This window comes from Caulobacter sp. GW822-FHT07D08, assembly GCF_058798735.1.
On the sequence record NZ_JBXAKU010000036.1, the window covers coordinates 1 to 11,212 of the forward strand.

At 70.1% G+C, this 11,212-nt stretch carries 13 protein-coding genes and 1 pseudogene; 8 read left to right on the forward strand and 6 right to left on the reverse strand.

Features of this window, described 5'->3' with window-relative positions; all coding sequences use genetic code 11:
- The first annotated feature begins 397 nt into the window (after nucleotides 1-397).
- The 7 genes from AC1RJ9_RS27830 (at nucleotide 398) to AC1RJ9_RS27860 (ending at nucleotide 4,717) form a co-directional block, all read left to right on the forward strand.
- Nucleotides 398-736, forward strand: coding sequence for a hypothetical protein (locus tag AC1RJ9_RS27830; protein ID WP_492841882.1), 339 nt, complete (start codon nucleotides 398-400; stop codon nucleotides 734-736).
- Between the two features lie 265 nt (nucleotides 737-1,001).
- On the forward strand, nucleotides 1,002-1,238 hold the full coding sequence (locus AC1RJ9_RS27835) for a hypothetical protein (protein WP_492841884.1): 237 nt from the start codon (nucleotides 1,002-1,004) through the stop codon (nucleotides 1,236-1,238).
- A gap of 156 nt (nucleotides 1,239-1,394) precedes the next feature.
- Entirely contained in the window at nucleotides 1,395-1,580 is a 186-nt protein-coding gene (locus tag AC1RJ9_RS27840; protein WP_492841886.1) for a DUF3008 family protein, read from the forward strand.
- Between the two features lie 146 nt (nucleotides 1,581-1,726).
- A complete protein-coding gene (locus AC1RJ9_RS27845; protein WP_492841906.1) occupies nucleotides 1,727-2,275 on the forward strand; it encodes an extensin family protein in 549 nt (182 codons plus the stop codon).
- Nucleotides 2,276-2,383: 108 nt separating this feature from the next.
- Nucleotides 2,384-2,875, forward strand: coding sequence for a hypothetical protein (locus AC1RJ9_RS27850; protein ID WP_492841888.1), 492 nt, complete (start codon nucleotides 2,384-2,386; stop codon nucleotides 2,873-2,875).
- Between the two features lie 109 nt (nucleotides 2,876-2,984).
- Nucleotides 2,985-3,419 (forward strand): DUF2231 domain-containing protein, encoded by a 435-nt coding sequence (locus tag AC1RJ9_RS27855; protein WP_492841890.1) that lies wholly within the window; start codon nucleotides 2,985-2,987, stop codon nucleotides 3,417-3,419.
- Entirely contained in the window at nucleotides 3,416-4,717 is a 1,302-nt protein-coding gene (locus tag AC1RJ9_RS27860) for a PQQ-dependent sugar dehydrogenase (RefSeq protein ID WP_492841892.1), read from the forward strand. Before AC1RJ9_RS27855 ends, AC1RJ9_RS27860 begins: the two co-directional genes overlap by 4 nt.
- Nucleotide 4,718: 1 nt before the next feature.
- Here AC1RJ9_RS27860 and AC1RJ9_RS27865 read toward each other — a convergent pair whose 3' ends face one another.
- The 4 genes from AC1RJ9_RS27865 to AC1RJ9_RS27880 are packed head-to-tail and all read right to left on the reverse strand — an operon-like array spanning nucleotide 4,719 to nucleotide 8,902.
- Complete coding sequence (locus AC1RJ9_RS27865) at nucleotides 4,719-5,018, reverse strand: hypothetical protein (protein WP_492841894.1); 300 nt, start codon at nucleotides 5,016-5,018, stop codon at nucleotides 4,719-4,721.
- On the reverse strand, nucleotides 5,015-7,561 hold the full coding sequence (locus tag AC1RJ9_RS27870) for a cbb3-type cytochrome c oxidase subunit I (RefSeq protein ID WP_492841896.1): 2,547 nt from the start codon (nucleotides 7,559-7,561) through the stop codon (nucleotides 5,015-5,017). Before AC1RJ9_RS27870 ends, AC1RJ9_RS27865 begins: the two co-directional genes overlap by 4 nt.
- Nucleotides 7,558-8,520 carry a cytochrome c oxidase subunit II gene (gene coxB / locus AC1RJ9_RS27875; RefSeq protein ID WP_492841898.1) on the reverse strand — a complete coding sequence of 321 codons (963 nt, stop codon included), beginning with the start codon at nucleotides 8,518-8,520 and terminating at the stop codon, nucleotides 7,558-7,560. The genes AC1RJ9_RS27870 and coxB overlap by 4 nt, the downstream gene beginning before the upstream one ends.
- Nucleotides 8,510-8,902 (reverse strand): c-type cytochrome, encoded by a 393-nt coding sequence (locus AC1RJ9_RS27880; protein WP_492841900.1) that lies wholly within the window; start codon nucleotides 8,900-8,902, stop codon nucleotides 8,510-8,512. Before AC1RJ9_RS27880 ends, coxB begins: the two co-directional genes overlap by 11 nt.
- Nucleotides 8,903-9,099: 197 nt before the next feature.
- On the opposite strand from AC1RJ9_RS27880, the pseudogene AC1RJ9_RS27885 reads away from it, so the two are divergent.
- Nucleotides 9,100-9,552, forward strand: a pseudogene (locus tag AC1RJ9_RS27885) (c-type cytochrome); the annotation flags it as partial.
- A 19-nt stretch (nucleotides 9,553-9,571) separates the two neighbouring features.
- Here AC1RJ9_RS27885 and AC1RJ9_RS27890 read toward each other — a convergent pair.
- Both AC1RJ9_RS27890 and AC1RJ9_RS27895 read right to left on the reverse strand, forming a co-directional pair.
- Nucleotides 9,572-10,282, reverse strand: a complete 711-nt coding sequence (locus AC1RJ9_RS27890) for a cytochrome b (protein ID WP_492841902.1) — start codon at nucleotides 10,280-10,282, stop codon at nucleotides 9,572-9,574.
- Entirely contained in the window at nucleotides 10,279-11,007 is a 729-nt protein-coding gene (locus AC1RJ9_RS27895; RefSeq protein WP_492841904.1) for a cytochrome c oxidase assembly protein, read from the reverse strand. Before AC1RJ9_RS27895 ends, AC1RJ9_RS27890 begins: the two co-directional genes overlap by 4 nt.
- Nucleotides 11,008-11,212: the final 205 nt, after the last annotated feature.

Below are 11,212 nucleotides of genomic sequence, written 5' to 3' on the forward strand. Positions count from 1 at the left end.
CTCATAGGTACGACTTAAGCGCGCAGCATCCGCATCAGCCCTCACGCCGACAAGGCGGCCTTCGGCGGAGGGTTACCCCGCAACGCCAAGGCTCGCGCAAGTCAGGCTGTGAAAGCCGGCCGGATGTCGAAGGCGGAGGAAGGCAAGATCGACAAGAAGGCTGACGCTGTCTTGAACAAGTAGGCAGCCTGTGAGCGGCCCTACCTGAGGTTCGGCCGCTTCTTATCCTTGTCGCGCCGTGGCGTCCGAACGGGGGGGAATATCGAAGGAATAGTTCTCACGCATAGGCCCGCCTTGGCGGGCGCAGGGCTTAGTCCGTATGTCCTTCCTGCCGGCGGCGCGCCGTCCGAATCGCGGTGCTGCATTCTGACCGGGTGCAGCAGCTCGGGAGGAAGGTATGGGCACGCTCTACATTGGCCTGGACGTTCACAAGGCCAGCATCGCAGTCAGCCTCGCGGAGGACGGCCGGGACGGCGCCGTCCGGTTCCTGGGGGAGATACCCAACACTCCGACGGACGTCTCCAAGCTGGCCAAGCGGCTGGGCAAGGACGGCGAGCGCCTGGAGTTCTGCTACGAGGCCGGCTGCCTGCGGCTAGGAAATCTATCGCCAGCTGGTCGAGCTCGGGCACGGCTGCACGGTGGTGGCGCCGACGCTGATCCCGAGCAAACCGGGCGACCGAGTGAAGACAAACCGGCGCGACGGCCAGAAACTGGCGGTGCTTCACCGGTCGGGTGATCTGACCCGGGTCTGGGCGCCCGATCTCGTCCACGAGGCCATATGGGACCTGGTCCGCGCGAGGATGGACGCGGGATGGCGTTGAAGGGCAACGCGGAAGGGGCCTCCCAGGTTCGCGACCGTGAGCGGGTGACGGCGCCGTGTGTTGATGATGACCGACGCGGGCGAGGCGCCTGGCTCGTGAAGCGCGACGCGTCAGCGGGAACCGGTCGGCGCAAAGATCAGTTTGGCGGTGGACAGGCGCACATCATCGGGAGGCTCAGCCATGAGCGAGCAATCAAACAGCGACGGCCGTGAGGAGAACCAAGCCCCGCCGCTTGGCCAGCGCACCGGGCTGGTGTCCAACAAGGGCGCTGAGAGGACGGGCCAGGCCGAACGAAAGTCGGCGGGACCAGATGGACCCGACGCGACCGAGGTAGGCGACACCTTCAAGGGACCCAAGGACGATGCGGCCGAGGCAAGCGCTAGCGCCATCGCGCCGCTGGGCGCGGACCACGATTGACGATCAGTCAACGGTGAAGGCGCACGGACCCATCAGCCCGCAGCCGTTGACCGGGGAAGGCGATCATGACCTGCCCGCCTATGTCGGCAATGGCCTTATTGGCCCGCGTGCCCGTTGCGGTGGCGCGTTGACCGGTCTTGGACCAGGAGTTCCGTCATGCCCGCCAAATCCGCCGCCCAGCAAAAGGCCGCCGCCGCCGCCCTCTCCGCCAAGCGCGGCGACACGCCCAAGAGCAAGCTCAAGGGCGCATCTAAGTCGATGCTGTCGATGAGCGAGAAGCAGCTCGAGGAATTCGCCCACACCCAGCGCGAGGGTAAGCCCGAGCGCGCCGACGACCGGTGAGGCTTTCGCGTCCCCGTCTCGCCGCGCTGACGCTGTTGCTCGGTTGCGTCGCCTGTCAGCCCCTGTCCGATCTCGGCTTCGATCGCCGACCGATCTACATCAGCGAACCGATCGATGGCTCCACACGCGGGCGCCTATTGAACGCGGTGGGCGAGCCACAGGCCTGCAAGGCGTGGTTGGCGACAGCGGGACTGAGCTTCCGGTCGGTCGCGGACCGGAGCGAGGGGAGCTACTGCCAGGTGACCGGGGCCGGAAACCTGGTCGACGCCATGCCCAGGATTGGTCCTTCCCTGTCCCCGGCGCGGCCGATGATGGCCTGTGACCTCGCCGCGGCCGTGGCCATCTGGCGGCGGCAATCGGTGGGGCCAGCCGCCCGGGAACTGCTGGGCGCTGACGTTCGCCAGATCGACCATCTGGGGGTCTACGCCTGTCGTGGCGTCGGCGATCCGATCACGGGCCGGCCCAGCGCCCATGCGCGAGCCGAGGCGATCGACATCGCCGGCTTCCGTCTGGCCAACGGCCGGCGCATCACGGTCGAGAAGGACTGGAACGGGCAGGGGGCCGAGGCGGCTTTCCTGCGCCGGGTGCGCGACGACGCCTGCCGGGTGTTCGGCGTCACTCTGTCGCCGGACTACAACGCCGCCCACGCCAACCACCTGCATCTGAAGGCGGGGCGTGGGGGACTGTGCAGTTAGGTCGCCCGCGACGCGGGAGACGCTCCCCGCTGCGCGTCATCCAGCATCGAAATCCCGGTCGGAGCGACACGGCCTTGAACTCCAAGGCCTCTGACGTGTTCAGCCAGGATGAAAGCTCCTTCCCTCGTTCCCTCCGCCCTGATCGGCGTCGTCGCCAGCGCGCGCTCCATGACGCCCATGGCCGCCCTGGCGACTGCCCGGCTGGCGGGGCGCACCACGCCTGGCCAACTCGTCCTGCTGGACCAGCCCCTGTTCAAGTTCGGCGCCCTGGCCATGGGCGTGGGGGAACTGTTTGGCGACAAGATTAAGTCGGCGCCCGACCGGACGGTGTTCCTCGGGCTGCTCGCCCGTGTGATGAGCGCGGGCATCGCGGGCGCCGCCCTGGCGCCCCGTGGCCGCGAACGCGCCGGCGCGGCGATCGCGGCCACGACGGCCGTCCCCCTGGCCTATCTGACCCTGGCGGGCCGCAAGCGCGGGATGGCCCGCATTGGTCAGACGCGCAGCGGCCTGATCGAGGACGCGCTGGTGGTCGCCGCGGGCGCGGCGATCGTGGCGCTGACCGTCGGGCGCGAGCGTCGGTGGTTTCCGCGCGCCGCCTGACCCGAGTTGAGGGCCGCCCGGACCGGCCGGGAAGCGGCCGTCCCGTTGAAACCTAACGGGCGCGCGCGAAGTGCGCCGCCGACGTCACGCGCGGCCTATCGGAGAGTCCATGCCAGCTTCTCGAGGGATCAGAGCCACGCTGCTCCATCCTGTTCACGCCATCCTCCTGGCCTTCCCCATGGCCCTGTTTTCAGCCGGCCTCGCCTCGGGTGTCGCCTATCTGAAGAGCGCGGCCGTACAGTGGACGAACTTCTCGTCCTGGCTGATCGCCGGCGGATGTTTCTTCGGCGGACTGGCGCTGGCCTGGGCCATCGTCGCGGCCGTCTTTAGAGGCCGCGCCGGGCGGGGGCGGGCGCTGGCCTATCTGGCGGCGGTGGCGGTGATGTTCATCGCCGGCCTCGTCAACGCCTTCCAGCACAGCCACGACGGCTGGAGTTCGGTGGGATCGCTGGGCCTGACCTTGTCGATCGTCTCGACCGTGGCGGCGCTGGTCGCCGGGCTGATCGGCTATTCGGAGCAACGCGTCGAAGGACTCGCCCGATGAGTAAGCGCTGGCTGCTCCTCGCCGCCGCCGCGGTCACGCTGCAGGCCTGCGGCCGCGGCGACCCGGGTCTCGACCAGACGGGCGCTGGCAAGCCGCCGCTTCCGGATCAGCAGCAGACCCTGCTGCCGCCGATGAAGATCGCCAAGCCGGCCGGCTGGGACAATGCGACGCCGGTCGCGCCCAAGGGCTTCACCGTCACGGCCCTGGCCACGGACCTGAAGATTCCGCGCCAGATGCTGGTGCTGCCCAATGGCGACATCCTGGTGGCCGAGGGCGCGGGCGGGGCCCAGGCGCCGAAGGCCCGTCCCAAGGACATCATCGCCGGCTACATCAAGGCCCAGGGCAAGACCAAGGTGAAGGGCGGCAACCGCGTCACCCTGCTGCGCGACGCCGACGGCGACGGCCGGGCCGAGGTCAAGGAGACCCTGATCGACGGCCTCAACGCCCCCTACGGCCTGGCCTTCGTCGACGGCCAGCTCTATGTCGCCAACCAGGACGCCCTGCTGCGCTTCGCCTTCCAGCCGGGCCAGACCCGGATCTCCGAGAAGGGCGTCGAGGTCACCAAGCTGCCCTCGCGGATCAACCACCACTGGACCAAGTCGCTGACCGCCAGCGCCGACGGGACCAAGCTCTATGCCGGCATCGGCTCCAACAGCAATATCGGCGAACGCGGCCTGGACGTCGAGGAAGAGCGGGCGGTGATCTGGGAGATCGACCGCCTGACTGGCGCGCGGCGCACCCTCGCGCGGGGCATCCGCAACCCGACCGCCCTGGCCATCGAGCCGCGGACCGGCGCGCTGTGGGCCGTGGTCAACGAGCGCGACGAACTGGGCCCGCAACTGGTGCCCGACTACCTGACCGGCGTGCGCGACGAGGCCTTCTACGGCTGGCCCTACAGCTACTGGCGCCAGAACGTCGATCCGCGGGTCCATCCCCAGAACCCGGACAGGGTGGCCAAGGCGATCGCGCCCGACTACGCCCTGGGCTCGCACGTGGCGGCCCTGGGCGTCAGCTTTGCGCGCGACGGCGGCTTCGGCGGCGACTTCCGGGAGGGCGCCTTCGTCGGCGAGCATGGCAGCTGGAACCGCCAGGATCTCTCCGGCTACAAGGTCGTCTGGATCCCGTTCGCGGGCGGACGTCCGAACGGCAAGCCCGTCGACTTCGTCACCGGCTTCCTGGACGGCAAGGGTCATGCGCGCGGTCGGCCGGTGGGTGTGGCCTTTGATCCCGCCAAGCGCATCCTGCTGATCGCCGACGATCTGTCCAACACGGTCTGGCGGGTCGCCCCGACCCAGTGACTTAGCTCAGCCAGGCCGGTGCCGATTGCCAGACGATCGCGACGCCGGCCATGGCCGCCCCCAGGGCGGAGACATGATGACGGAAGGCCGCGCCGGGCTCCTCGGCGCGGCCTTTTCGCCATCCGGCCACCGCCAGAAACGCCACGGCCGCGAGGCAGGCCAGGGTCGCGACGCTGTGGGCGAAGGCCAGGGTCGCGGGCGGGGCGGCGCCGATGGCGTCCAGGCTGGGCAGGGCGTAGACGATCGCGAAGTGCAGCAGCCAGATGGCCAGCCCCGCCAGCAGGCCGCGCCAGGCCCTCATGCCGGCATCGCCGCGAACAGGCGTGGGACGGCCAGGGTGATCAGGCCCTGGACGGCCACGTAGGCCTGGAACAGGCCCACCAGTTGCACGGTCGCCGGACGGTCGGGGCCGACATAGCCGAACAGCCAGCGCAGCACGACATAGCCGGCCATGATCGCGCCGATCACGATGAAGAAGCCCTGCCAGGCCTGCATGGCGTGGACGATCGCGCCCTGGGCGCTGAGGTCCGGGGCCAGGCCCGCCGCGCGCCAGGTGGTCAGGTCCAGGCCCCAGGCCGCCGCGCCCAGCGCGCCGGCGGCGACGGCCAGCAGAACGGTGAGGCGCGGGCTGCGGGCCAGGACCCGGCTGGCCAGCCAGGCCGAGGCGATGGCCGCCAGGTTCATGACCGCCACGGCCAGGGTCTCGAGGCCCAAAGGCGCGGTCCACGGCGTGGACGCGCGGCTCCACAGGAAGACGTAGGAAAAGACGCTCATGGTCAGTACCATGCCCGCCACCACCAGGGTGATGACCATCGCCCACCAGCCGGTGCTGGACGGTCCGCTGGCGTAGGTCCGCAGCATCAGGCCCGCGCCGACGTCGACTTCGCGTAGAGGCTGGGGATGGTCCAGAAACCAGCACCAGCGGATCACGCAATACGCAGCCAGGAGGCCGCTGGTGACCGAGGCCGCATAGGCCTGCACGGTCAGCAGCAGGAAGAAGCCCGCCGTGAACACCGCCGCCCAGACATGCCAGCCCGACGGCTTGGGCATGGGCAGCAGGTGCTGCGGCTCGGCCTCGACCGGACTGGTGACCAGGGTCTCGCGCCCGCCGGTCGGCGCGCCGGGCAGGAAGTAGCGGCCCGCCTCGACGTCGCGCGCCAGGGTCTTCTGGTCCCACAGCGGATAGAGCGACGTGACGACGGGAATGCTGCGGACCGAATAGAGCTTGGACGGCAGCCACTCCAGGCCCGGCCCATCGTGGATGTTGCCGGCGCTGGCGCCGAAGGGACGGAAGTTGCGGGCCATTTCGAAGATCCAGACCAAGACACCGGCGGCGAACACGAAGGCGCCGACGCTGGAGATCAGGTTCGGCCATTCCAGGTCTCGGCCGGGCGCATAGGTCCAGACCCGGCGGGGCATGCCCATCAGGCCCGACAGGTGCATCGGCAGGAAGGCCAGGTGCATGCCGCCAAACATCAGCCAGAAGGTCCAGCGTCCCAGGCGCTCGCTCAGCGGCCGGCTGGAGACCATCGGCGTCCAGTAGTGGATCGCCGCGAACAGCGGGAAGACCATGCCGCCGATCAGCACATAGTGCAGGTGGGCGACGATGAAATAGGTGTCGTGGGCTTGCCAGTCGAACGGCACCATGGCGGCCATCACCCCGGTCAGTCCGCCCATGACGAAGATCAGCAGCGAGCCCAGCACGAACAGGCCCGGGGTGTTGAACCGCATCTTGCCGCTGGCGACCGTGGCGATCCAGGCGAAGACCTGAACGCCGGCGGGCAGGCTCACCGCCATCGAAGCGGCCGCGAACACCCCGACCGAGGCGCCGGGCAGGCCCGTGGTGAACATGTGGTGGGCCCAGACGCCGAAGCTGATGAAGCCCGTGGCCAGGAAGGCCAGCACCACCATCCAGTGGCCGACCAGCCGCGTGCGCGCCACCGCCGGGACGATGGTCGACATCGCGCCGGCCGCCGGCAGGAAGATGATGTAGACCTCCGGGTGGCCGAAGAACCAGAACAGGTGCTGCCACAGCATCGGATCGCCGCCGCGCGCAGCGTCGAAGAACGGCCAGTTCAGAGCCCGCTCCAGCTCCAGCACGGTGGTGGCCAGGATCACCGACGGGAAGGCGATGATGATCATGCCGGCGAAGACCAGCATGGCCCAGGCGAAGACCGGCAGCTTGTCCAGGCTCATGCCTGGGGCGCGGGTCTTCAGGACTCCGACGATGATCTCGATGGCCCCGGCGATGGCCGAGATCTCGATGAAGCCGATGCCCAGCAGCCAGAAGTCGGCGTTGATCCCCGGCGAATAGGTGGTCGAGGTCAGGGGCGGGTACATGAACCAGCCGCCGTCGGGCGCCAGGCCAAAGAACAGCGAGCAGAAGAAGGCCAGCCCGCCGATCAGATAGGCCCAGAAGGCGTAGGCCGACAGGCGCGGGAAGGGCAGGTCGCGCGCCCCCAGCATCTGCGGCAGCAGCAGAACGCCCAGCGCCTCGACCGCCGGCACGGCGAACAGGAACATCATCACCGTGCCATGCATGGTGAAGACCTGGTTGTAGGTCTCCTGCGGCAGCACGCCGTTCAGCGGCAGGGCCAGCTGGACGCGCATGACCAGGGCCAGCACCCCGGCCAGCACGAAGAACAGCATGGCCGCGCCGACATAGTAGACGCCGACGAAGTTGTTGTTGATCGCGGTGATCCACTGCCAGCCCTTGGGCGCGCACCAGATCGCCTCCAGCGCCTCGCCCTCGCCCTTGGGCCGCCGGCCCTTGGTGGGAAAGCGGTCGTAGATCGCGCGGTCGAAACCGGTCTCGGAGCCTTCGCGCTTCGGAGGAGGGCTCACTTCAGGCTCTCTAGATAGGCCGAGACGGCCCGCAAGTCCTGGCCGCTCAGCACCGGATAGGCCGGCATCCGATTGCCGGGCTTGATCGCCTGGCTGTCGGCGATCCAGCCGCCCATCGTCCCGGCGTTGTTGGGCAGCACGCCCGCGCCGAGGGTGCGGCGGGATCCGACATGGGTGAGGTCCGGTCCGGCCAAGCCGGTGGCCGAGGTCCCTCGGATCGTATGGCAGGCGCCGCAGCCGCTCTGGTCGAACACCGCCGCGCCGGCCGCCTGCTGGGGAATAGCAGCGGCCGGACGCGCCGCGCGGTCGCGCCAGCGGACATAGTCCTCGGGCGCGTGGGCGATGACGACAAAGGCCATCAGGGCGTGGGCGCCGCCGCAATATTCGGCGCATTGGCCGCTATAGGTCCCGGGGCGGTCGGCCTGGATCCGCAGGACGTTGCGTCGGCCGGGGATCATGTCCAGCTTGCCGGCCAGGCGCGGCGCCCAGAAGCTGTGGATGACGTCCGTGGACTCCAGTTCCAGCGCGATGGTTCGGCCGACCGGGATGTGGATCTCGTTGGCGTCCTGGAAGAGCTCGCGGCCGGCAGGGTCCAGATAGGCCACCCGCCACCACCACATCTCGCCCGTCACCCGCACGCGCAGATCGCCTGGCCGCGGCGCCTCGGACAGGTGCGACGTCAGGGACAGGCCCCAGACCAGCAGCGCGCTCAGCACCACGACCGGAAAGCCCAGCCCCGCGATCCAGATCAGCCGCTCGCCGCCCAGGCGCTGTCGCCAGGCGCGCGGCGCGAAGAGCGCGATGGCCAGGGCGACAAAGACCACGGTCATGACCAGGACGGCCATGGCCAGAAGGCCCCAGGTCAGGGTGTTGAGCGGCGCGGCGAACGGGCCGGCCGGATCCAGCACCGGCGGCGGCCAGCCCTTGAAGCTCTCGTCGGCGGCGGTTCTAGTCGTCATGGAGCGTATAGAGATAGGCCGCGATGTCGCGGGCTTGCCTCTCGGTCAGGTTCGAGGCGGGCATGGCCGTGTCCGGCGACAGGGCCGGCGGATCGCGGAGCCAGCGCACCAGCACGTCGGGCTGGTTGGGGTGGCGGCCGGCGATCAGGGTCCGATCGGCGAAGCCGGCCAGCGGGCCGCCGACCTCGCCCCGCGGCCACGCCACGCCCGGGATCTGGTGACAGGCGCCGCAGCCCCGGGCTTCGATCAGCGCCAGGCCTCGGTCGGGATCGGCGCCGGCGATCGCGCGGACAGTCGGCTTTTCGGCGCAGGCGGCCAGGGTCGCCAAGCCGATCATCGCCCCCATCATGTTGGGGTTCGCCGTTCTCGATCCGCTGGTCACGCCATCCCCGAAGCCGCCTTTCGAGGCTCAACCCGTCCGCGCGCTCAAGGTTCCGGGGAACCGCGCTCCCGGCCGCCGGTTTAGCCGCTGTGCGCCGCCTTCCGCTCCTCCTCCTCGCCCTGGCGGCCTTGTCCGCCTGCGACCGCTTCGTCAGCCGGACCGACCAGGCCCTGAGCGCCACCGGCCGGACGATCGCCATGAGCGGCGGCGCGGGCGGCGCGGCCAAGGCCTGCTTCTCGTGCCACGGCCTGGATGGGGCCGGAGACGGCGTGTCGACGCCGAGACTGGCCGGGCTGGACGCCGGCTACCTGCAGAAGCAGATGGAGGACTACGCCACGGGACTGCGCGCGGACCCGGTGATGACGCCGGTGGCCAAGCCGCTGGACGATCAGGCGCGCCGGGCGGTCGTCGCCTACTACGCCGCGCTGCCGTCGCCGGGCGGGGGCGGCGTGGCGGGACCCGCGCCGGCGCTGTGGCGCGACGGTGATCCGGCGCGCGGCCTGGCGCCCTGCGCCGCATGTCACGGCGAGCGGGGGCAGGGCGTGGGCGGCGGTCAGCCCGCTCTGGCCGGTCAGCCGCCGGCCTATATCCGTGAACAGATGGATCGCTGGCGGCTGGCCAAGCGGCGCAATGATCCGCGCGGCGCCATGGGCGAGATCGCGCGCAAGCTCACGCCCGCCGAAGTCGACGCCTTATCGGCCTGGTTGCGGCGGCAACCCGCTTCTCCAACGCCCGCCAGCGACGCTGCCAGCGCGTCCGGCGCGACGGCAGTTGCGGCGCGATCGGCAGCATCCCGTGAAGGACGTCGTCTCGATCGATGAAGTGGTGCTTGAGCGCGGCACCGGCGTGGATCGGGATCAGCGCCGCCAGGCTGACCGCCAGGCCCCAATGCAGCCACTCCGTCGCCGCCTCGATGGCCCACAGCGTCGGATGAGAGAGATCGCCCAGCGGCATCAGCGGCCAGGGGATAACGCCTAGCAGGGCCAGGTCGGTCTCGCGCGCCGTGGCCGAGACCATCGCCCAGCCGCTCAGCGGCAGGCCCAGCAGGCAGGTGTAGAAGACATAGTGGGTGACGTGGGCGGCGACGCTCTCCCAGCCCGGCTTGTCGGCGTCGTTGATGGTGTCGGGCGCGAACAGCCGCCAGCCCAGGCGGCCCAGGGCCAGAACCAGCATCAGGATCCCCACGGCGTAGTGGACCTCATAGGCCGCCGCCATCGTCGCCCCGGCGGGCGCGCGGCCCATCCACAAGCCCCAGCCGAGCTGGAAGAACGCCAGGGCCGCCATGGTCCAGTGGAAGACGATGGCCACCGGCGAATAGCGTCCCTCGTCGGCGTGGCCGGCGGCCCATTCGAAGATGTTCTCGATCAAGCGGTCGATCATGTGGGGCGCGCCACGAGACGAGGACGCAGCACTCCCGCCAGGATCGACAGCGCTGAGGCCAGATAGACCCCCGCGGCCGGGATCCACATGATCAGGCCGGCGATCTGCTGGTCGTCCAAGGGACTGAGGCCCCAGGCGAACGTGGTCAGGGCATGGGGCGCGTAGAGGGCGCGCGGGGCGAACGTCAGGATCGCGCCCAGCAGGCCCATCAGAACGGTGGTGGCGAGCAGGGCCATGATCGCGCCGCCCGGCCGCGCCGCCCGCACGGCCCGCCACGCGCCCGTCGCGCTCGCCAGCAGGCTGGCCTGCATCAGGGCGTAGACCAGATCGTTCGACATCGCCAGGGCGTAGGCGGCCGGCGCATGCCAGATCCAGAACACGGCGATGAAGCCGCTCGTCCAGGCCGCCAGACGCGTCTCGCGCGGGCGACGCGGCAGGGCCCAGGCGATCAGCGGCGCGACGAGCGCGACCAGCAGGACATGGTGGATGGTGCGCGCGGCGAACAGCGCCGAGCTCAAGGCGCAGACCGGAGAGACGAAGGCCACGACAAGGACGAGAACCGCCGCGACAGCCAGTCTGCGGTTTTCGGCGGCGGCCAGCACTAGGCCGCCGACAACCGCCAGGATCACCAACGCGACGGGGTCGAGGTTCCAGCGCGCCCACAGTTCTGCCGGGGCCGGACCCGCGCCGCAATAGGGCGACCAGACGCGATCGATGGCGGACATGCGGTCTCCCCGGTGGCGCTTCGATTGGGAAATCCGCGGGGCGCGGCGACGTTCCAGACCGGCGGTCCTGAAAGCGGTGGCCAAGCCTGACCGTTGGGGGCGGCGGAGCTGGGTGGAGGCCAGCTCGAATGGTTCGACCTTACTCGATGGACTTGCGAGAGCGTCTAGTGGCGGCGGTGGAGGCTGGCGAGAGCCGGCGTTCGGC